We start from the raw sequence: 21555 nt of genomic DNA, 5'->3' as shown, positions 1-21555 counted from the left end.
CGATGAAAAAATTGTTTATCCAGTTTTACCTGTTATTGTTTGTCTGCTTCCTTGTGATGTCTCTGCTGGTTGGGCTGGTGTACAAATTTACCGCCGAACGCGCGGGCAAACAGTCGCTGGATGATTTGATGAACAGTTCGCTGTATCTGATGCGCAGCGAATTGCGTGAGATCCCCCCACACGACTGGGGTAAGACGCTGAAAGAGATGGATTTAAATCTCTCTTTCGATCTGCGTGTCGAGCCACTGAGTAAATACCATCTTGATGATATTTCCATGCACCGACTGCGTGGCGGCGAAATTGTCGCCCTGGACGATCAGTACACGTTTTTGCAGCGTATCCCGCGCAGCCACTACGTGCTGGCAGTTGGTCCTGTTCCTTATCTTTATTATCTCCATCAGATGCGATTGCTGGATATCGCCCTGATCGCTTTTATTGCTATTTCCCTCGCCTTTCCGGTGTTTATCTGGATGCGTCCGCACTGGCAGGATATGTTAAAACTGGAAGCAGCGGCGCAACGATTTGGCGATGGGCATCTCAATGAACGTATCCACTTTGATGAGGGTTCGAGCTTTGAACGACTTGGCGTCGCATTTAACCAGATGGCGGACAATATCAACGCCTTAATTGCCAGCAAAAAACAGCTTATTGACGGTATCGCTCACGAACTGCGAACACCGTTAGTGCGCCTGCGTTATCGACTGGAGATGAGCGATAACCTGAGCGCCGCCGAATCCCAGGCGTTGAATCGTGATATCAGTCAACTTGAAGCTTTAATTGAAGAGCTGCTGACTTATGCCCGACTCGATCGCCCACAAAACGAGCTTCATCTTAGCGAACCAGACCTGCCGTTGTGGCTGTCAACGCATCTGGCAGATATTCAGGCAGTAACGCCCGATAAAACGGTACGGATAAAAACGCTCATGCAAGGCCATTATGCGGCGTTGGATATGCGCTTAATGGAGCGCGTGCTGGATAATTTGCTCAATAACGCCCTGCGCTACTGCCATTCAACGGTTGAAACCAGCCTGCTACTGTCGGGGAATAAAGCGACATTAATTGTTGAGGATGATGGCTCAGGGATTGCCCCAGAAAACCGCGAACATATCTTTGAACCTTTTGTTCGCCTCGATCCCAGCCGGGGTCGCTCAACCGGCGGCTGCGGGCTGGGACTGGCAATTGTCCACTCTATAGCACTGGCAATGGGCGGTACGGTTAATTGTGGCACCAGCGAACTGGGTGGTGCCCGCTTCTCGTTTAGCTGGCCGTTATGGCATAACATCCCGCAATTTACCTCTGCTTGACACTACGCGCACGGTGGTCAAGTCACCACCACTGTGCTATAAATTAAGGATGTTGTAACTAAAGTGGTTAATATTATGGCGCGTTACGATCTCGTAGACCGACTCAACACTACTTTTCGCCAGATGGAACAAGAGCTGGCTGCATTTGCCGCTCATCTTGAGCAACACAAGCTATTGGTTGCCCGCGTGTTCTCTTTGCCGGAGGTAAAAAAAGAGGATGAGCATAATCCGCTTAATCGTATTGAGGTAAAACAACATCTCGGCAACGACGCGCAGTCGCTGGCGTTGCGTCATTTCCGCCATTTATTTATTCAACAACAGTCCGAAAATCGCAGCAGCAAGGCCGCTGTCCGTCTGCCTGGCGTGTTGTGTTACCAGGTCGATAACCTTTCGCAAGCAGCGTTGGTCAGTCATATTCAGCACATCAATAAACTCAAGACCACGTTCGAGCATATCGTCACGGTTGAATCAGAACTCCCCACCGCGGCACGTTTTGAATGGGTGCATCGTCATTTGCCGGGGCTGATCACCCTTAATGCTTACCGCACGCTCACCGTTCTGCACGACCCCGCCACTTTACGTTTTGGCTGGGCTAATAAACATATCATTAAAAATTTGCATCGTGATGAAGTCCTGGCACAGCTGGAAAAAAGCCTGAAATCACCACGCAGTGTCGCACCGTGGACGCGCGAGGAGTGGCAAAGAAAACTGGAGCGAGAGTATCAGGATATCGCTGCCCTGCCACAGAACGCGAAGTTAAAAATCAAACGTCCAGTGAAGGTGCAGCCGATTGCCCGCGTCTGGTACAAAGGAGATCAAAAACAAGTACAACACGCTTGCCCTACACCGCTTATTGCGCTGATTAATCGGGATAATGGCGCGGGCGTGCCGGATGTTGGGGAGTTGTTAAATTACGATGCCGACAATGTGCAACACCGTTATAAACCACAGGCGCAGCCGCTTCGTTTGATCATTCCCCGGCTGCACCTGTATGTTGCGGATTAACGCCCGGCTTTCATACTGCCGACCATCTGTTCTGGCCGTACCCAGCTGTCAAACTCGGCTTCGCTAAGATACCCCAGCGCAAGGGCCGCAGCTTTTAAGGTCAGCCCTTCTTTATGCGCTTTTTTGGCGATCTCCGCGGCTTTGTCATAACCAATGTGGGTGTTAAGCGCAGTCACCAGCATCAGCGATTCATTGAGTAATTGATTGATTCGCTCACGATTCGGTTCAATACCCACTGCGCAGTGTTTGTTAAAACTTTCCATGCCATCTGCCAGCAAGCGCACCGATTGCAGGAAATTGTGGATCACCATTGGACGGAAGACGTTCAGTTCAAAGTTACCGGAAGCGCCCCCCATGTTGATCGCCACGTCGTTCCCCATCACCTGACAGCAGAGCATGGTTAATGCCTCACACTGTGTTGGATTCACTTTCCCCGGCATGATTGAGCTGCCCGGCTCATTTTCCGGGATTGAGATTTCACCAATTCCGCAGCGCGGGCCAGAGGCCAGCCAGCGGACATCATTGGCGATTTTCATCAGTGACGCAGCCAACCCTTTCAACGCGCCGTGCGCCTGAACCAGAGCATCACAGGTCGCCAGCGCTTCAAATTTGTTCGGCGCGGTAACAAACGGTGCACAGGTAATGACTGCCAGTTCATCTGCTACGCGACGCGCATACTCCGGATGGGTATTTAGTCCAGTACCCACCGCTGTACCGCCAAGAGCCAGTTCCGCTACGTGAGGCAGGCTGTATTCGATATGTTTGAGATTATACTCGAGCATCGCTACCCAGCCGGAAATCTCCTGCCCCAGTGTTAGCGGCGTGGCGTCCTGCAAGTGGGTTCGACCGATTTTGACGATATCGGCAAATGCACGCGATTTTTCACTCAGCGTCTGTGTCAGGGTTTTAAGCTGCGGAATGAGTTGCTTGCGCAGCGCCAGCAGCGCCGCAACGTGCATCGCCGTCGGAAAGACATCGTTGGAACTTTGGCTTTTGTTCACGTCGTCGTTAGGGTGAACTTTACGTTCCATCCCGCGCACGCCGCCGAGTAATTCACTGGCCCGGTTAGCCAGCACTTCGTTCATGTTCATGTTACTTTGCGTGCCGGAGCCGGTCTGCCAGATAGCCAGCGGGAATTCGTCGTCATGCTGTCCTGCCAGTACTTCATCCGCCGCCTGCCGAATGGCGCTCGCTTTCTCTTCAGACAACAAGCCTAAATCTTCATTAACTTTTGCCGCTGCGCGCTTGGTTAGCGCCAGCGCATGAATCAGTGAGGTGGGCATTTTCTCCGTCGAAATGCGGAAATGCTCCAGCGAGCGTTGAGTTTGTGCGCCCCACAGCTTATCTGCCGGGACATCAATCGCCCCCATCGAATCTTTTTCGCTGCGTACTGTATTCATGGCCTGCTCCTCACCTGTTTAATTTTTTCTTTCTGTTTTGCTTTCGTTAAGCAACTTTTAGCTCACTTATTATTTACTATTTGATAACAAATGTTTGGTCTTTCGTGCCATGTAAAAAAACCGCCCCGAAGGGCGGCTCTGTTTATTTCACACAGCGAGTGCACTGTGTGAGTTGTATCTGCTGGAAGAAGTCATTTCCTTTATCATCCACAAGGATAAACGCCGGGAAATCTTCCACTTCAATTTTCCAGATGGCTTCCATTCCCAGTTCCGGATATTCAACACATTCCAGGCTCTTAATACTTCCCTGCGCCAATACAGCGGCCGGACCACCGATACTGCCAAGGTAGAAGCCGCCGTGTTTTTTACAGGCATCCGTCACCTGCTGGCTGCGGTTGCCTTTCGCCAGCATGATCATACTTCCGCCCTGCGCTTGCAGTTGATCGACATAAGAATCCATCCGTCCGGCGGTCGTTGGGCCAAGAGAACCGGAGGCATAACCTTCCGGCGTTTTGGCCGGACCCGCGTAGTAAATCGGATGATCTTTGATGTACTGCGGCAGCCCTTCACCGTTATCCATCCGCTCTTTCAGTTTGGCGTGAGCAATATCACGACCGACGATAATCGTGCCGTTAAGCGATAAGCGTGTAGAAACGGGATACTGCGACAACTGTGCGAGGATCTCTTTCATCGGACGGTTAAGGTCAACGCGCACCGCTTCGCCTTCTCCCGCTTTGCGCAGCTCTTCCGGGATATATTTGCCTGGATTATGTTCCAGTTTTTCGATCCAGATCCCCTGACGGTTGATCTTCGCTTTGATATTACGGTCAGCAGAGCAGGAGACGCCCATACCGACCGGGCAGGATGCGCCGTGACGTGGCAGGCGAATCACGCGGATGTCGTGAGCGAAGTATTTACCACCAAACTGCGCACCCAGACCAAGATTTTGCGCTTCGATCAGCAATTCTTTTTCCAGTTCCACATCGCGGAACGCCTGACCGTGCTCATTCCCTTCCGTTGGCAGTTCATCATAGTATTTCGCGGAAGCCAGTTTCACCGTTTTAAGGTTCGTTTCTGCAGAAGTTCCACCAATAACGAACGCAATATGATACGGAGGACAGGCCGCCGTACCCAGCGTGCGCATCTTCTCAACCAGGTAATTTTTCAGTTTCCCCGGCGTCAGTAACGCTTTGGTTTCCTGATAGAGATACGTCTTGTTTGCCGAACCACCACCTTTGGCGATACAGAGGAATTTGTATTCGTCGCCATCAACGGCATAAAGATCGATCTGCGCTGGCAGATTGGTGCCGGTATTCACTTCTTTATACATATCCAGCGGCGCGTTTTGCGAGTAGCGCAGATTATCTTCGATATAAGTGTTATAGACACCGCGCGCCAGCGCCGCTTCATCACCACCACCGGTCCATACACGCTGCCCTTTTTTACCAACAATAATCGCGGTGCCGGTATCCTGACAGGTTGGCAGAACGCCTTTCGCCGCGATGTCGGAGTTACGCAGGAATTGCAGCGCCACATATTTATCATTTTCGCTGGCCTCCGGGTCACGCAGAATGTCGGCCACCTGTTGTTGGTGCGCCGGACGCAGCATGAACGACGCATCATGAAACGCCTGGCGCGCCAACAGAGTTAACGCTTCGGGTGCGACTTTCAAAATCTCCTGCCCTTCAAATTCAGATACGCTAACGTGTTCGCTGGTTAGCAGGTAATACTCAGTATCATCTTTTTTGAGTGGAAAAGGAGCCTGATAATGAAAGGGTTTGTTTGACATTGTTCTCTCACTTACTGCCTGGTTTGGTTATGCTCTGGGCGGGTGTTCCGTTGCCCTGTTAAAAGCGAGTAACAATATCCTACACACTTTTTTAACAAAAACTGAGACTAGTACGACTTTTTGCGGCTCCAGGTTACTTCCCGTAGGATTCTTGCTTTAATAGTGGGATTAATTTCCACATTAAAACAGGGATTGATCATGCAAAAACTCATTAACTCAGTGCAAAACTATGCCTGGGGCAGCAAAACGGCGTTGACTGAACTTTATGGTATGGAAAATCCGTCCAGCCAGCCGATGGCCGAGCTGTGGATGGGCGCACATCCGAAAAGCAGTTCACGAGTGCAGAATGCCGCCGGAGATATCGTTTCACTGCGTGATGTGATTGAGAGTGATAAATCGACTCTGCTCGGAGAGGCCGTTGCCAAACGCTTTGGCGAACTGCCTTTCCTGTTCAAAGTATTATGCGCAGCACAGCCACTCTCCATTCAGGTTCATCCAAACAAACACAATTCTGAAATCGGTTTTGCCAAAGAAAATGCCGCAGGTATCCCGATGGATGCCGCCGAGCGTAACTATAAAGATCCTAACCACAAGCCGGAGCTGGTTTTTGCGCTGACGCCTTTCCTTGCGATGAACGCGTTTCGTGAATTTTCCGAGATTGTCTCCCTACTCCAGCCGGTCGCAGGTGCACATCCGGCGATTGCTCACTTTTTACAACAGCCTGATGCCGAACGTTTAAGCGAACTGTTCGCCAGCCTGTTGAATATGCAGGGTGAAGAAAAATCCCGCGCGCTGGCGATTTTAAAATCGGCCCTCGATAGCCAGCAGGGTGAACCGTGGCAAACGATTCGTTTAATTTCTGAATTTTACCCGGAAGACAGCGGTCTGTTCTCCCCGCTATTGCTGAATGTGGTGAAATTGAACCCTGACGAAGCGATGTTCCTGTTCGCTGAAACACCGCACGCTTACCTGCAAGGCGTGGCGCTGGAAGTGATGGCAAACTCCGATAACGTGCTGCGTGCGGGTCTGACGCCTAAATACATTGATATTCCGGAACTGGTTGCCAATGTGAAATTCGAAGCCAAACCGGCTAACCAGTTGTTGACCCAGCCGGTGAAACAAGGTGCAGAACTGGACTTCCCGATTCCAGTGGATGATTTTGCCTTCTCGCTGCATGACCTTAGTGATAAAGAAACCACCATTAGCCAGCAGAGTGCCGCCATTTTGTTCTGCGTCGAAGGCGATGCAACGTTGTGGAAAGGTTCTCAGCAGTTACAGCTTAAACCGGGTGAATCAGCGTTTATTGCCGCCAACGAATCACCGGTGACTGTCAAAGGCCACGGCCGTTTAGCGCGTGTTTACAACAAGCTGTAAGAGCTTACTGAAAAAATTAACATCTCTTGCTAAGCTTATTAAAGGCTTATAACACCTTCAGGCGGCCAGTCCGCCTGATTTCATTTTATGGATAATCATTATGAATAAATCGCTGGTAGCGGTAGGCGTCATTGTTGCGCTAGGCGTAGTCTGGACAGGCGGCGCATGGTATACAGGCAAGAAGATTGAAACCCATCTCGAAGACATGGTCGCGCAGGCGAACGCGCAACTCAAACTGACAGCTCCTGAATCCAACCTGGAAGTGAGTTATCAAAACTATCATCGCGGCGTATTCAGCAGCCAGTTGCAACTGTTGGTGAAACCCATTGCCGGGAAAGAAAATCCGTGGATTAAAAGCGGTCAGAGCGTCATCTTCAACGAATCGGTTGATCATGGTCCCTTCCCGCTTGCCCAGCTTAAAAAACTGAACCTGATCCCGTCGATGGCATCAATTCAAACCACGCTGGTTAATAACGAAGTAAGCAAACCACTGTTTGATATGGCAAAAGGTGAAACGCCTTTTGAGATTAACTCGCGCATTGGTTACAGCGGTGATTCCAGTTCCGATATTTCGCTCAAGCCACTGAATTACGAGCAAAAGGATGAAAAAGTCGCCTTTAGCGGCGGCGAGTTCCAGTTAAATGCTGACAGAGACGGCAAAGCCATCTCCCTTTCCGGGGAGGCGCAAAGTGGTCGGATAGACGCAGTTAACGAATACAACCAGAAAGTGCAGTTGACCTTTAATAATCTGAAAACCGACGGTTCCAGCACGCTGGCAAGTTTTGGTGAGCGTGTAGGAAATCAAAAACTGTCACTGGAAAAAATGACCATTTCAGTGGAAGGCAAAGAACTGGCACTGCTGGAAGGCATGGAGATCAGCGGTAAATCGGATCTGGTCAATGACGGTAAAACGATCAATAGCCAACTGGATTACTCGCTAAACAGCCTGAAGGTACAGAATCAGGATCTGGGCAGCGGCAAGCTGACTTTAAAAGTCGGCCAGATTGATGGTGAAGCCTGGCATCAGTTTAGCCAGCAATATAACGCGCAAACTCAGGCGCTGCTGGCACAGCCAGAAATTGCCAACAACCCCGAACTTTATCAGGAGAAAGTGACGGAAGCCTTCTTTAGCGCCCTGCCGCTGATGCTGAAAGGCGATCCGGTGATTACTATCGCGCCGCTAAGCTGGAAAAACAGTCAGGGTGAAAGTGCCCTGAATCTGTCGCTGTTCCTGAAAGATCCGGCAACGACTAAAGAAGCGCCGCAAACGCTGGCGCAGGAAGTAGATCGTTCGGTTAAATCTCTGGATGCGAAACTGACCATTCCGGTGGATATGGCAACTGAGTTTATGACTCAGGTAGCGAAGCTGGAAGGTTATCAGGAAGATCAAGCGAAAAAACTGGCGAAACAGCAAGTTGAAGGTGCATCAGCAATGGGGCAGATGTTCCGTCTGACCACCTTGCAGGACAATACCATCACCACCAGCCTGCAATATGCTAACGGTCAGATAACGTTAAATGGGCAGAAAATGTCGTTAGAAGATTTTGTTGGCATGTTTGCGATGCCAGCTCTTAACGTTCCGGCTGTACCGGCAATTCCGCAGCAGTAATTCACGGCCAAAACGCCGGAGAATTTTCACTCCGGCGTTTTCATCTGAAAACAAACCAGAGATTGCCTGATGCGCTACGCTTATCAGGCCTACCTTTTCCTGCAACACTTTGAATTTATGAGTTTTTGTAGGCTGGATAAGGCGTTTACGCCGCATCCGGCATAAAAAACGCGCACTTTGTCAACAATCTGAAACGCCGGAGATTTTTCTCTCCGGCGTTATTTTTTACTTCAGCATAAAGTCATACTGAATACTCATTTTCACATCCCAGTAATTCAGGCGATCGCCCAGCGTACTGCCATCGCGCTTTTCCCGCCCTTTATCGGCAGCAAGAAAGAAATTCATCCCTTGTAACGGCCCTTCGCTGACCCGATAGTTCATACCACCTAAGATACCCGTGCCTTCAATCCGCACATCTCGTTTACTGGATTCATAGCCGCGAGTCACAATCGGTGCAAATGTCAGCGTAAATTGCGGCGTTAAACGATAGTTGACGCCCAATTGCCAGGACTGCATTCCTTCACGGTTACGATCAAGACTTAATGAAAAGGGATAGCCAATGTCGGTATCCACCACGGCACCATTCATTGCATGGCGCAAATAACCACCACTGCCAAATACGCTTCCCCACGGCGCATTCCAGGTCAATTGTCCACTAACCAACGCCGTTTCATTGGGCTGGCTGGTATTACGACTTAAACCTTCGAGCTGCGCGTAAAAGCCGAGCAACTCCCCTTTCAACGTATAATTCGGGTCGAGCGGTATGCTTTTCTCGAGAATACTTTGTATCTGATTGGAAACATCTTTCTGTACCGATCCCCCCAGAGAATAGCGACTGGTATCATCATGCCAACTGGCGGCTAAAAAAGAACGTGCGCGATGTTTATCGTATTTTCCCGTCTGGCTGTTATACACCCCTTCATCACGAATACCGGTTGTTGAATCAGTCCATAAAAATACTCGTGAACGCCACATTCCCCACAGATCAATATTTGGTGTTAAAGCCCAATAACCTAATGCTCCTTCAGAAACTGTCGGTAATGTACGTTGCGAACTGCCAGCCATTAACGGAATACGATAAGGTAAGCTACCATAACTATAATCCGTCCCGAAGCGACCTAATTTAAGCAGGCTATTTTCACTGGGTTTTATTTTTACTGCCCCCAGGGCAAAGCCAAAACTTTTATCACCATCAAGATACCACCGGGTACTCATATCAGCACGAGCACCTAATTTATAAACATAATACGCCCCGCCTTCAACGCCAATAATATTGGAATAATAACCACTATTGAAATCGAGCAATCCTCCCTGTACCCATGCGTAAATATCTCTTCCCGCGCCAGCACTGGGCTTATCCGCCCTGCGCAATTCGTTTTTCAGTCTGATGCGTAGTCCCGCTTCATCGTCAGCCAGTTGCGCCGCATAAGCAGAGGTAAGGCCAGAGGCAGCCGTCAGGCAAATAACGGCCATGGCCACTATTTTTCTCATAGTTGCACCTTTGATGTTCTGATTATTTTTATTGAATATTAATTAGTGATATCGCTGATTAATTGCTGCTGCACTTTTTTACGATTATCAATTTCAACCACGATTTCTTTGAATTTTTTATCCGTGAGCGGATAAAACCAGATAATAACGAATGCCAGTAGCATAAATCCGCAAGGTACTAAGGCAATTGATGTGCGGATGCCCATAATAACTTCCGGCGTTTGCACCTGATTGGCGATATATCCGCTTAACCCCAAAATAAAGGCAGGAATTGAACCTCCGATTGCCTGACCGCATTTACGGGTAAATGAGAATAGTGAATAGGTGAGCCCTTCAATTCGCACGCCGGTCAGGTATTCACCGTATTCTACGGTATCAGCTTCCAGCGCCCACATCACGGTCATGGTAACGCCCTGACCAATTGAAGCGATGGCCAACGCAACCAACGCCACCGGCAGTGACCAGACGGAAACCCAGAAGAACAGCAGATAACCGCAGGTTCCCAGCAAAGCGCCAATCAGGAAGGTATTCTTTTTACCGATCCTCGCGACCATCCCCGGCACCAGCGGTGCCGATGCCACAGTACCAACCAGGTTTTGCACCAGTACCAGCACAGTGAACAGCCCGGTATCATTTAACACATAGCGCACGTAGAACAACGACGAGGCGCTGACCGCAAAGGTCGAAATCAGCACACACAGCGCACCGATGCACAACATAAACAGCGGGCGATTCCGTTTCAGGGTTTGCAGACTGATATTCAATGACGGCTGCGCAACGATACGTACCACATTCTCACGCGTCGATTTGAAGCAGATGAAGTAAAGCACCATTCCGGCAATCGCCAGCACAATTGTCCAGAAATGGTATACCGACACCATCTCTTCCGGGCTGGAGTTCTTAATGCTCGGTCCTATCAGAAATGCCAGGCAGACAAAGGTCAATGAAGCGGCAATCCCACGAGCCGCGCCCAGACGGGCGCGGGATTGTGGTTGTTGGGTCATCGCGGTAGCAAGTGAACCATAAGGAATATTCACCAGGCTGTAGCAAAGCCCGAGGCCCATGTAGGTCAAATATGCATACACCACTTTGCTACCATGGCTCCAGTCGGTCGGCACCCAGAATACCAGCACGCTGAAGATCATTAACGGCGCAGTACCGAAGAGTAAAAACGGGCGGAATTTTCCCCAGCGGGTATTCACACTGTCCACCACTCGTCCGGCAAAGACGTCGGCGAAGGCATCGAATACCCGCACCAGTAACAGCATGGTGCCCGCCGCAGCGGCACCGACGCCAGCGACGTCGGTGTAGTAACTCAACAGGAAGAGCGCCCCCATTGCGAAGGCGAAGTTATTGGCGACGTCACCGAGGCTGTAGCCGACGATGGTGCGCCAGGAGAGTTGTTGATTCATTGTTTGCCTCCCTGCTGCGGTTTTTCACCGAAGTTCATGCCAGTCCAGCGTTTTTGCAGCAGAAAAGCCGCCGACTTCGGTTTGCGGTCGCGAGTGAAGATCCCTTTCTTGTTACCGCCAACGCGCAATATGCCTTGCGAGGTCGCAAAATCGGCGAAATTCCATACCTGTTCACCGACGACGGCGCTGACGCGATCAAAGACGCGGTGATACATATCCAGCCATGCACACTGATACTCTTCACTCCACATGTCGGTGTACATTGAGTGCAGCCCGGCTAACGTATCCACGCCGTATTCGGTGATGATAATCGGCTGATGCAGTTTCTCCTGCCAGGCCAGAAGTTCTTTTTCCAGTACCTTCTCTGCCGTTTCCAAATCGCCGCTTTGGACATACCATCCGTAATAACGGTTCAGGCACAGCACATCAAAGAGATCGCTGATGGTATCGGTGTGAGCGTCGCAGAACATTACATTGACGCAGGTGATCGGACGCGTCGGGTCGAGTTTACGCGTTGCTTCCGCCAGTGGCGCGAAATATTCCCGTGCACCTTGCGGACGGGTATCCGGTTCGTTGGCAATACTCCACATCACCACGCTTGGGTGGTTTTTGTCACGCGCTATCAGCTCTTTAATCGCCTGTAAGTGCGCTTGCTGAGTTTCCCCGTTGACTGCCTCTTCGCTGTACAGTTCTTTCGGCTTGTTGCCCGCTTCGAAACCAATGCCTAAAGAGAGGTTAAAGCCGACAGCAGCAGTTTCATCAATCACCACGATGCCATGTTCATCTGCCCAGTCGAGCATCTCTTCAGCGTAAGGGTAATGCGAGGTACGGTAGGAGTTGGCCCCAATCCAGTCCATTAATGCGTGGTCGTGCACCATCAGCACGTTATCGAATCCTTTGCCACGCAAGTCCGCATCTTCATGACGACCAAAGCCAGTAAAGTAGAACGGTTTGTGGTTAATCAGGAACTGTTCGCCCTTCACTGCCACTGACCGGATGCCGACGCGAAGCGGGTAGATATCACACTCTGTCTGGCTTTTGGCTGTGACGCACAGTTCATAGAGATAACCTTCACCCGGTTGCCAGAGGTGCGGATTCACCACTTGCAAAGTCCCGCTAGTGCCTTGTCCAGTTGCAACCACCTGTTGATCCGCATCACGCAGTTCAACGCTGACATCACCATTGGCCACCACCTGCCAGTCAACAGACGCGTGGTTACAGTCTTGCGCGACATGCGTCACCACGGTGATATCGTCCACCCAGGTGTTCGGCGTGGTGTAGAGCATTACGCTGCGATGGATCCCGGCATAGTTAAAGAAATCATGGAAGTAAGACTGCTTTTTCTTGCCGTTTTCGTCGGTAATCACCATTCCCGGCGGGATAGTCTGCCAGTTCAGTTCGTTGTTCACACAAACGGTGATACGTACACTTTTCCCGGCAATAACATACGGCGTGACATCGGCTTCAAATGGCGTATAGCCGCCCTGATGCTCCATCACTTCCTGATTATTGACCCACACTTTGCCGTAATGAGTGACCGCATCGAAACGCAGCACGATACGCTGGCCTGCCCAACCTTTCGGTATAAAGACTTCGCGCTGATACCAGACGTTGCCCGCATAATTACGAATATCTGCATCGGCGAACTGATCGTTAAAACTGCCTGGCACAGCAATTGCCCGGCTTTCTTGTAACGCGCTTTCCCACCAACGCTGATCAATTCCACAGTTTTCGCGATCCAGACTGAATGCCCACAGGCCGTCGAGTTTTTTGATTTCACGGGTTGGGGTTTCTACAGGACGTAACATAAGGGACTCCTCATTAAGATAATAATACTGGTCAACCTTTAATCTGATTGGTTAACCAATTCTGTGTTGCACACAGTTATCTGTGAGAAACCCATGGAAGAGAAATGGAAATAAAAAGAACTGACACCGCGATCAAAAAACCAAAAACTGCAATACCCACAGCGTGATATAGATCGCATTAATCTTTAAAACAGCGTTGACAGAAGCCATAAAATAAGCAACCGAACGTTCGTTCGAGCGTATTGGGAACGATAAACTCTCATGACATATGGCTACAGTGAATATTTTGGGGGGAATTCTCCGAAGCCGGGAAGGATAATTTTTGCACAGAGAAATTACGATATGAAACGCGGGCACAGTTATCACCAGCCCGCCGAAAAAGAGAGAGAATCAGGATGCGGTTAAGATACCGCCAATCATCGCGCGTAATCCCTGAGCAAACGACGCTTCACGCGCCAGGTCTTCCGCTTCGATATCGGCCAGTACACCGTAGGTCAGATCCAGCAGTAAACGTGAAGTCATTGCCGTGTTGATGTCTGGGCTTATCTCGCCTTTTTGCTGGGCATCACGCATCCGCTGGGCAACAAATTCCGTGATCGTCATATGCTTATTTTTAAGCATGGCGGCGACCTGTGGGTTACGCATCCCTTCCGCCATAATTTCAACCACCAGCGCCCGTTGTCCAAAGGCTTCATGGGTGAGAGAGACAATGGACTCGACCATATAGTCAACGAAATGAATCCCTTCAATCGGTTCCCGGAAACGGGCCAGCGCCCTCTCCTGGTCCTGTAAGATAATCGCCTGAATCAAGGCTTCTTTGGAGATGAAATGGTGATAGAGCGTCCCGGGACTAATGGCGCAAGATTTACAGATGGCTTTCATCGAGGCACTGTGAAATCCATTTTCTGAAAAAATCTCTCTGGCAGCATTGAGGATCCGGGTCCGTGTCGGTTGTGCTTCAGTCTGCATGTTATCCATCATTAAACCATTATAGTTAGCGTGAATAACTAGTTTACCGCGTTGTCAGGTGAGCGCCTATCATTGCTGTTGAATAGTGCGAAGGCACACTCTATTCGTATACTTTTCACTCTGAAATTGGTTAACCAATAGCCGTGATTTGGCTGCCAGTTATTTAGCAGAGACGTTGATGAGTTTATCCCGGTAAACAACACGCACGGTTGTTTACCGGTCCGTTAGTGTATTAATTGAGCTCCTGTACCCCACCACCGGAGACGGTGAGAATTTGTCCGCTTACCCAGCTCGCAGCAGGCGAGCAAAGGAACAGCGCTGCGTTAGCAATATCTTGCGGTTGGCCCAGACGTCTGATCGGCGTGTGCTGTAACATTTTTTGTTCAATTTCTGGTGTAATAACGGATTTCAGGGCATCGGTTAATATTGCCCCCGGCGCAATGCCATTTACCCGAATATTTTTTTCACCCAGGTCAAACGCCATATTTCTGACCAGATGACTGGCCGCAGCTTTAGATGATGCATAGGAAGTCATGTTTATATTTTTATTTTCTGCCGCCATAGAAGTGATGGTCAGAATAACGCCACCGCCATTTTTTTCCATTTCTGGCGCAACAAGTTGTGACAGATGGAAAAAAGAAAACACATTCAGTTCATAAGCACGGCGAAAATCCGCCATTGGCATATCAAACGGTTTAGGTCCACCGCCACCGGCGTTGTTAACCAGAATATCAACTTTACCCAGCTTACTGATAGCAAAGTCTGCCAGTGCAGAGAGTTCCTGTTCGGAAGTAATATCACAACGGCAGGCAAATGCCTGACCACCCAGTTGTTGAATTTCGTCTACAACATGGTTAGCTGCGTCGGCGTTAATATCACTGACCACCACAGATGCGCCAGCTGTCGCGAATGTAATGGCGATTTCTTTACCAATACCTGCACCCGCACCTGTGATGATGGCGCATTTTCCGTCGAGTCTCAGGTTGTCAGAATTAAACACATAAACCTCCTGTGAACTTCAGTAAAAATAAAAGGCACCGCCTGTGTGCCACATTTTTATCATTAACCTTGAGGAAAGGACACTACCAGGTATAGCAGATAAAGAGAGGATTATTTCGCCGCAATGAGCCGGGCGGGAATAATAAGATTGCGTGAATGCGTCTCTTCATGGGTGATTTTTTGCATCATGCGATCCGCAAGTGTGATACCAAGTTCCCGCGCTGGCGTGCTGGCCCAGGTAACAGGTATATCATCAAGGGTGGTTGGTGTCGCATCGGTAAATGCCGCCAGCGAAACCTGTTGCTCAAAGTAACGATCGACTCCGCTTTCCCCGCTTTGCCGCCCTGCTTTCAGCAAACCAAACCATGCCCCCATCGCAATAGTTTCGTTATAGCAAACCACGGCACTGATGGTCGGGTTATGGCGTAAAAGCACCGTGATAGCTTCCGCGGCTTGCTTCTGGCTGGAAGTGCACTCCAGCACCCAATTGCTGTGAAACGGCAGGCCAAATTTTAGTAGAGTTGCACAATAGCCCCCCACCCGTTCTGCACGGGTTAATGAGGAACTTTGCCCTCCCAGCCAGGCGATCCGCTGATGCCCATTGCGAATGAGATGCTCCGTCAACAACTGTGCAGCCTGCATGTTGTCCGGGCGAACCGTATCAACATCATCAAGATAACTGGCACGGGAAGCGAAAATCACCGGGATACCTTTTTCTTCTGCCATCCGTCGCAGGTCATCGCTGCTTCCTGCAGCCCCGGCAATTACCACACCATCGACACCCTGATTCAGTAACAGTGAAAACCGCTGTGCCAGCTGCTCGCCGTCTTTACCGCCGTGAAGCAAAAAAACCATCCGTCCCTGCGCTTCCAGAGCTTCCGTCAATCCGGCCGTCAATTCGGCGTAAAACGGCGCAGATAAATCACGGACGATCAAACCAATGACGCCGCTTTGCCCGCCGCGCAGCGCCGACGCCTGGCGATTGCGCACAAATCCCAGCTCTTCAATGGCGGCGTTAACGCGTTCTCCTGTGGCGGTAGAGATTCGCCCTTTGCCACTAAGCACCAGCGAAACGGTACTTACCGACACGCCCGCAGCCAGCGCAACATCATGAATGGTTATTTTTTTGGCGGTAGCCATGCAGATGACCTACTCCCTGATTATGTGACAGGTAAAACGTTTTACCTTTTATTTATCTTATACCCGCTATTATCGTTGCGTAATGTGATTTATGCCTCACTAAAATTTGATAAAACGTTTTATCTTCTCGCGCAATTTACTGAATCCAGATTGTTCTCTACGAGGAGTCGTTTTATGACGGCGAAAACAGCACCGAAAGTCACGCTGTGGGAGTTCTTCCAGCAGTTAGGCAAAACCTTCATGTTACCCGTGGCATTATTGTCGTTCTGCGGCATTATGCTCGGCATTGGTAGTTCCCTTAGTAGCCACGATGTCATCACCCTGCTCCCGGTCCTGGGCAACCCCGTGTTGCAGGCTATCTTTACCTGGATGAGTAAGATTGGCTCGTTTGCTTTTAGTTTCCTGCCAGTCATGTTCTGTATCGCCATCCCGCTGGGTCTGGCACGCGAAAACAAAGGCGTAGCGGCATTCGCTGGCTTCGTCGGTTATGCGGTAATGAACCTCGCGGTAAACTTCTGGTTAACCAATAAAGGCATTCTGCCAACCACAGACGCCGCCGTTCTGAAAGCCAATAACATACAGAGCATTCTTGGGATCCAGTCGATCGATACCGGGATCCTCGGTGCGGTGATCGCCGGTATTATCGTCTGGATGCTGCATGAGCGATTCCATAATATCCGCCTGCCGGATGCGCTGGCATTCTTCGGCGGTACGCGCTTTGTACCAATTATCTCCTCGCTGGTGATGGGCCTTGTCGGCCTGGTGATTCCATTAGTCTGGCCGATTTTCGCCATGGGTATTAGCGGCTTAGGCCATATGATCAATAGCGCGGGTGATCTCGGACCGATGCTGTTTGGTACCGGTGAACGTCTGCTGTTGCCGTTTGGTCTGCATCACATTCTGGTGGCATTAATTCGCTTTACCGACGCAGGTGGCACGCAGGAAGTCTGCGGTCAAACCGTCAGCGGCGCACTGACCATCTTCCAGGCGCAATTGAGTTGCCCGACCACTCACGGTTTTTCTGAAAGCGCCACGCGTTTCCTTTCGCAAGGCAAAATGCCTGCGTTTCTCGGCGGTCTGCCAGGTGCAGCGTTAGCTATGTATCACTGCGCGCGCCCGGAAAATCGCCATAAAATTAAAGGTCTGCTGATTTCTGGCCTGATCGCCTGTGTCGTTGGCGGCACTACCGAACCGCTGGAATTCCTGTTCCTGTTCGTAGCGCCAGTTCTGTATGTCATCCACGCGCTGTTAACCGGCCTCGGCTTCACCGTCATGTCTGTGCTCGGCGTCACCATCGGTAATACCGACGGTAATATCATCGACTTCGTGGTGTTCGGTATTTTGCATGGTCTGTCAACCAAGTGGTACATGGTGCCAGTGGTGGCGGCAATCTGGTTTGTCGTTTACTACATCATCTTCCGTTTCGCTATCACCCGCTTCAATCTGAAAACCCCGGGGCGCGATAGCGAAGTGGCCAGTTCAATCGAAAAAGCCGTTGCCGGTGCGCCGGGTAAATCAGGCTACAACGTTCCGGCAATCCTCGAAGCATTAGGCGGTGCCGACAATATTGTCAGCCTCGATAACTGCATTACCCGTCTGCGTTTGTCTGTGAAAGATATGTCGCTTGTTAATGTGCAGGCACTGAAGGACAATCGGGCAATTGGCGTAGTACAACTTAATCAACATAACCTGCAGGTTGTTATCGGGCCACAAGTTCAGTCAGTAAAAGATGAAATGGCCGGTCTGATGCATACTGTCCAGGCATAAGGATAAGATATGTTCGATTTTTCAAAGGTCGTGGATCGTCATGGCACATGGTGCACGCAGTGGGATTATGTCGCTGACCGTTTCGGCACTGCTGACCTGTTACCGTTCACGATTTCAGACATGGATTTTGCCACTGCCCCCTGCATTATCGAGGCGCTGAATCAGCGCCTGATGCACGGCGTATTTGGCTACAGCCGCTGGAAAAACGATGAGTTTCTCGCGGCTATTGCCCACTGGTTTTCCACCCAGCATTACACCGCCATCGATCCTCAGTCGGTGGTGTATGGCCCTTCTGTTATCTATATGGTTTCAGAACTGATTCGTCAGTGGTCTGAAACAGGTGAAGGCGTGGTGATCCACACGCCCGCCTATGACGCATTTTACAAGGCCATTGAAGGTAACCAGCGCACAGTAATGCCCGTTGCTTTAGAGAAGCAGGCTGACGGCTGGTTTTGCGATATGGGCAAGCTGGAAGCCGTGTTGGCGAAACCAGAATGTAAAATTATGCTCCTGTGTAGCCCACAGAATCCTACCGGGAAAGTGTGGACGTGCGATGAGCTGGAGATCATGGCTGACCTGTGCGAGCGTCATGGTGTGCGGGTTATTTCCGATGAAATCCATATGGATATGGTTTGGGGCGAGCAGCCGCATATTCCCTGGAGTAATGTGGCGCGGGGAGACTGGGCGTTGCTGACGTCGGGATCGAAAAGTTTCAATATTCCCGCGCTGACCGGTGCTTATGGGATTATAGAAAATAGCAGTAGCCGCGATGCCTATTTATCGGCACTGAAAGGCCGTGATGGGCTTTCTTCCCCTTCGGTACTGGCGTTAACTGCCCATATCGCCGCCTATCAGAAAGGTGCACCGTGGCTGGATGCCTTACGCGTCTATCTGAAAGATAACCTGACGTATATCGCAGATAAAATGAACGCCGCGTTTCCTGAACTCAACTGGCAGATCCCGCAATCCACTTATCTGGCTTGGCTTGATCTACGTCCGTTGAATATTGACGACAACGCGTTGCAAAAAGCGCTTATCGAGCAAGAAAAAGTCGCGATCATGCCGGGGTATACCTACGGTGAAGAAGGTCGTGGTTTTGTCCGACTCAATGCCGGCTGCCCACGTTCGAAACTGGAAAAAGGTGTGGCTGGATTAATTAACGCCATCCGCGCTGTTCGTTAACCCCAATTGCGCAACGTAAAAAATCGTTGCGCAATCGTGGATTTTTACCCTGCTTTGTTTTTATAATGGTGCGCACTTTTATATCCAGAAAAAGAGTGCGACCATGATTGATACCACCCTGCCATTAACTGATATCCATCGCCACCTTGATGGCAACATTCGTCCCCAGACCATTCTTGAACTTGGCCGCCAGTATAATATCTCGCTTCCTGCACAATCCCTGGAAACACTGATTCCCCACGTTCAGGTCATTGCCAACGAACCCGATCTGGTGAGCTTTCTGACCAAACTTGACTGGGGCGTTAAAGTTCTCGCCTCTCTTGATGCCTGTCGCCGCGTGGCATTTGAAAACATTGAAGATGCAGCCCGTCACGGCCTGCACTATGTCGAGCTGCGTTTTTCACCAGGCTACATGGCAATGGCACATCAGCTGCCTGTAGCGGGTGTTGTCGAAGCGGTGATCGATGGCGTACGTGAAGGTTGCCGCACCTTTGGTGTGCAGGCGAAGCTTATCGGCATTATGAGCCGGACCTTCGGCGAAGCCGCCTGTCAGCAAGAGCTGGAGGCCTTTTTAGCCCACCGTGACCAGATTACCGCACTTGATTTAGCCGGTGATGAACTTGGTTTCCCGGGAAGTCTGTTCCTTTCTCACTTCAACCGCGCGCGTGATGCGGGCTGGCATATTACCGTCCATGCAGGCGAAGCTGCCGGGCCGGAAAGCATCTGGCAGGCGATTCGTGAACTGGGTGCGGAGCGTATTGGACATGGCGTAAAAGCCATTGAAGATCGGGCGCTGATGGATTTTCTCGCCGAGCAACAAATTGGTATTGAATCCTGTCTGACCTCCAATATTCAGACCAGCACCGTAGCAGAGCTGGCTGCACATCCGCTGAAAACGTTCCTTGAGCATGGCATTCGTGCCAGCATTAACACTGACGATCCCGGCGTACAGGGAGTGGATATCATTCACGAATATACCGTTGCCGCGCCAGCTGCTGGGTTATCCCGCGAGCAAATCCGCCAGGCACAGATTAATGGTCTGGAAATGGCTTTCCTCAGCGCTGAGGAAAAACGCGCACTGCGAGAAAAAGTCGCCGCGAAGTAACAAAATGGATGGTGCAAATGCACCATCCATTTTTCATGCAAGGCACAAAGTCGCGCGATGTTTGGCGGATTCGATGCCCAGCTCAATCAACTCCATTACCTGGATTGCCTGGCTTGCCGGAACCGGATTTTCACCATCGCCATTTAACGCATCACGAATAGCCGCATAGTAAGCCGGATAATTCCCAGGCACCGTCAACAGCGTTTCTTCGACACGTTCCTCACCTTCCACGCGGGTAAGTACGCCATCACGCATATCGTAGCCCCAGTCTTCCTGCGGTAGACGCTCGCCATTTTTCAGACGTTCTTCCTGTGGATCGAGGCCATATTTCACATAACTGCCTCGGGATCCATGCACGATATACCGTGCTGACTCAGCGGCTGCCAGCATGGTACCGTGTAAAATGACTCGCCGCTGTGGATAGGACAAGATGGCGTGGAAATAATCGGTCGACTGCGCTCCGGGCCGTAACTGTGCCAAATCTACCGTCATGCTGACCGGTAAACCAAAAAGCGTAATGGCCTGATCAAGAAGATGTGGTGCTAAATCGTACCAGATACCGCTGCCTGGGCCGCCCTGTTCACGCCAACGATCGCGCACCTGCGGACGGAAGCGGTCAAAATGAGACTCAAAGTAAGCAACTTCACCCAGCACGCCTTCCGCGAGTAAACCTTTTAGCGTCAAGAAATCGCTATCCCAGCGACGGTTATGGAATACAGACAGCACACGCCCCAGGCTTTTTGCCAGCGCATCCAGCTCTCGCGCTTGTGACAGTGTCACGGTAAAGGGTTTATCAACGACCACATGTTTACCCGCCTCAAGCGCCGCTTTGGCTAACGGGAAATGGGTATCGTTGGGTGTAGGAATGACAATCAGGTCTATGTTGGGATCGTTAAACAGATGCTTCGGCTCAGAGACAACCGTAACCGTTGGCCAGTCGGCTTTTACTTTTGTTTCATCACTGCTGGAGATTACCGCCAGTTCCAGCCCGGGCGTGCCCGCAATCAGGGGCGCATGGAAGGTTTTGCTCGCATAACCATACCCAATCAACCCAACACGGATGTTGTCGCTCATGTCATTGCCTCTCATTGAAGTATGATGGCTATTTGACACTATCCTTTACCCACGCTCAACAGTTTAATAACCTGCCAGCAATAAGGGATGTTGTTTAACTCAAGTCAAAAAAATAGCGAATTTTCCA

The 21555-nt window shown here is 50.5% G+C and carries 16 protein-coding genes; 7 read left to right on the top strand and 9 right to left on the bottom strand.

Annotated elements, in window-relative coordinates; genetic code table 11:
* Positions 1-2: 2 nt before the first annotated feature.
* Both rstB and tus read left to right on the top strand, forming a co-directional pair.
* Positions 3-1304, top strand: a complete 1302-nt coding sequence (rstB, locus tag K0778_RS02285; protein WP_000732510.1) for a two-component system sensor histidine kinase RstB — start codon at positions 3-5, stop codon at positions 1302-1304.
* Positions 1305-1379: 75 nt separating this feature from the next.
* Positions 1380-2309, top strand: a complete 930-nt coding sequence (tus, locus tag K0778_RS02280; RefSeq protein ID WP_001295399.1) for a DNA replication terminus site-binding protein — start codon at positions 1380-1382, stop codon at positions 2307-2309.
* Here tus and fumC read toward each other — a convergent pair.
* Entirely contained in the window at positions 2306-3709 is a 1404-nt protein-coding gene (fumC, locus tag K0778_RS02275) for a class II fumarate hydratase (RefSeq protein ID WP_001099115.1), read from the bottom strand. The two genes, tus and fumC, sit on opposite strands and share 4 nt — an antisense overlap.
* A gap of 142 nt (positions 3710-3851) precedes the next feature.
* A complete protein-coding gene (fumB, locus tag K0778_RS02270) occupies positions 3852-5498 on the bottom strand; it encodes a class I fumarate hydratase (RefSeq protein ID WP_000066639.1) in 1647 nt (548 codons plus the stop codon).
* A 198-nt stretch (positions 5499-5696) separates the two neighbouring features.
* On the opposite strand from fumB, the gene manA reads away from it, so the two are divergent.
* Together manA and K0778_RS02260 are read left to right on the top strand one after the other, a co-directional pair.
* Entirely contained in the window at positions 5697-6872 is a 1176-nt protein-coding gene (manA, locus tag K0778_RS02265) for a mannose-6-phosphate isomerase (RefSeq protein ID WP_021559235.1), read from the top strand.
* A gap of 100 nt (positions 6873-6972) precedes the next feature.
* Complete coding sequence (locus tag K0778_RS02260) at positions 6973-8481, top strand: YdgA family protein (protein WP_001043339.1); 1509 nt, start codon at positions 6973-6975, stop codon at positions 8479-8481.
* Positions 8482-8706: 225 nt separating this feature from the next.
* Here the strand turns inward: K0778_RS02260 and uidC are convergent, their stop codons facing one another.
* From uidC to malI, 6 genes are all read right to left on the bottom strand, one after another.
* On the bottom strand, positions 8707-9972 hold the full coding sequence (uidC, locus tag K0778_RS02255) for a glucuronide uptake porin UidC (protein WP_001227037.1): 1266 nt from the start codon (positions 9970-9972) through the stop codon (positions 8707-8709).
* Between the two features lie 38 nt (positions 9973-10010).
* The gene (gene uidB / locus K0778_RS02250; protein WP_001075863.1) at positions 10011-11384 is read right to left on the bottom strand and encodes a glucuronide transporter; all 1374 of its coding nucleotides are present in this window, start codon (positions 11382-11384) and stop codon (positions 10011-10013) included.
* Positions 11381-13192 (bottom strand): beta-glucuronidase, encoded by a 1812-nt coding sequence (uidA, locus tag K0778_RS02245; protein ID WP_000945878.1) that lies wholly within the window; start codon positions 13190-13192, stop codon positions 11381-11383. Before uidA ends, uidB begins: the two co-directional genes overlap by 4 nt.
* A gap of 390 nt (positions 13193-13582) precedes the next feature.
* A complete protein-coding gene (uidR, locus tag K0778_RS02240) occupies positions 13583-14173 on the bottom strand; it encodes a DNA-binding transcriptional regulator UidR (protein ID WP_000969092.1) in 591 nt (196 codons plus the stop codon).
* Between the two features lie 220 nt (positions 14174-14393).
* Positions 14394-15161: a 7-alpha-hydroxysteroid dehydrogenase gene (gene hdhA, locus K0778_RS02235; RefSeq protein WP_000483353.1), complete on the bottom strand. Its 768-nt coding sequence runs from the start codon at positions 15159-15161 to the stop codon at positions 14394-14396.
* Between the two features lie 110 nt (positions 15162-15271).
* Entirely contained in the window at positions 15272-16300 is a 1029-nt protein-coding gene (malI, locus tag K0778_RS02230; RefSeq protein ID WP_063084884.1) for a mal regulon transcriptional regulator MalI, read from the bottom strand.
* Between the two features lie 174 nt (positions 16301-16474).
* On the opposite strand from malI, the gene malX reads away from it, so the two are divergent.
* The 3 genes from malX (at position 16475) to add (ending at position 20354) form a co-directional block, all read left to right on the top strand.
* Positions 16475-18067 (top strand): PTS maltose transporter subunit IICB, encoded by a 1593-nt coding sequence (gene malX, locus K0778_RS02225; RefSeq protein ID WP_000125636.1) that lies wholly within the window; start codon positions 16475-16477, stop codon positions 18065-18067.
* A 9-nt stretch (positions 18068-18076) separates the two neighbouring features.
* Positions 18077-19249, top strand: coding sequence for a bifunctional maltose regulon transcriptional repressor/cystathionine beta-lyase MalY (malY, locus tag K0778_RS02220; RefSeq protein ID WP_000459371.1), 1173 nt, complete (start codon positions 18077-18079; stop codon positions 19247-19249).
* Between the two features lie 103 nt (positions 19250-19352).
* Entirely contained in the window at positions 19353-20354 is a 1002-nt protein-coding gene (gene add, locus K0778_RS02215; RefSeq protein WP_000567490.1) for an adenosine deaminase, read from the top strand.
* Positions 20355-20387: 33 nt separating this feature from the next.
* Here add and K0778_RS02210 read toward each other — a convergent pair whose 3' ends face one another.
* Positions 20388-21428 carry an oxidoreductase gene (locus tag K0778_RS02210; protein ID WP_001282516.1) on the bottom strand — a complete coding sequence of 347 codons (1041 nt, stop codon included), beginning with the start codon at positions 21426-21428 and terminating at the stop codon, positions 20388-20390.
* Between the last annotated feature and the right edge of the window lie 127 nt (positions 21429-21555).

The sequence above is a fragment of the Escherichia sp. XD33 genome (genome assembly GCF_019375075.1).
GTDB lineage: Bacteria > Pseudomonadota > Gammaproteobacteria > Enterobacterales > Enterobacteriaceae > Enterobacter > Enterobacter flexneri_A.
This window is presented reverse-complemented; position numbering and strand designations above follow the sequence as displayed.

What these genes read in the sequence shown, in the direction of transcription:
- rstB (WP_000732510.1), top strand. Translation starts at nt 3, where the DNA reads ATGAAAAAATTGTTTATCCAGTTTTACCTGTTATTGTTTGTCTGCTTC.
- tus (WP_001295399.1), top strand. Translation starts at nt 1,380, where the DNA reads ATGGCGCGTTACGATCTCGTAGACCGACTCAACACTACTTTTCGCCAG.
- fumC (WP_001099115.1), bottom strand. Translation starts at nt 3,709, where the DNA reads ATGAATACAGTACGCAGCGAAAAAGATTCGATGGGGGCGATTGATGTC.
- fumB (WP_000066639.1), bottom strand. Translation starts at nt 5,498, where the DNA reads ATGTCAAACAAACCCTTTCATTATCAGGCTCCTTTTCCACTCAAAAAA.
- manA (WP_021559235.1), top strand. Translation starts at nt 5,697, where the DNA reads ATGCAAAAACTCATTAACTCAGTGCAAAACTATGCCTGGGGCAGCAAA.
- K0778_RS02260 (WP_001043339.1), top strand. Translation starts at nt 6,973, where the DNA reads ATGAATAAATCGCTGGTAGCGGTAGGCGTCATTGTTGCGCTAGGCGTA.
- uidC (WP_001227037.1), bottom strand. Translation starts at nt 9,972, where the DNA reads ATGAGAAAAATAGTGGCCATGGCCGTTATTTGCCTGACGGCTGCCTCT.
- uidB (WP_001075863.1), bottom strand. Translation starts at nt 11,384, where the DNA reads ATGAATCAACAACTCTCCTGGCGCACCATCGTCGGCTACAGCCTCGGT.
- uidA (WP_000945878.1), bottom strand. Translation starts at nt 13,192, where the DNA reads ATGTTACGTCCTGTAGAAACCCCAACCCGTGAAATCAAAAAACTCGAC.
- uidR (WP_000969092.1), bottom strand. Translation starts at nt 14,173, where the DNA reads ATGATGGATAACATGCAGACTGAAGCACAACCGACACGGACCCGGATC.
- malI (WP_063084884.1), bottom strand. Translation starts at nt 16,300, where the DNA reads ATGGCTACCGCCAAAAAAATAACCATTCATGATGTTGCGCTGGCTGCG.
- malX (WP_000125636.1), top strand. Translation starts at nt 16,475, where the DNA reads ATGACGGCGAAAACAGCACCGAAAGTCACGCTGTGGGAGTTCTTCCAG.
- malY (WP_000459371.1), top strand. Translation starts at nt 18,077, where the DNA reads ATGTTCGATTTTTCAAAGGTCGTGGATCGTCATGGCACATGGTGCACG.
- add (WP_000567490.1), top strand. Translation starts at nt 19,353, where the DNA reads ATGATTGATACCACCCTGCCATTAACTGATATCCATCGCCACCTTGAT.
- K0778_RS02210 (WP_001282516.1), bottom strand. Translation starts at nt 21,428, where the DNA reads ATGAGCGACAACATCCGTGTTGGGTTGATTGGGTATGGTTATGCGAGC.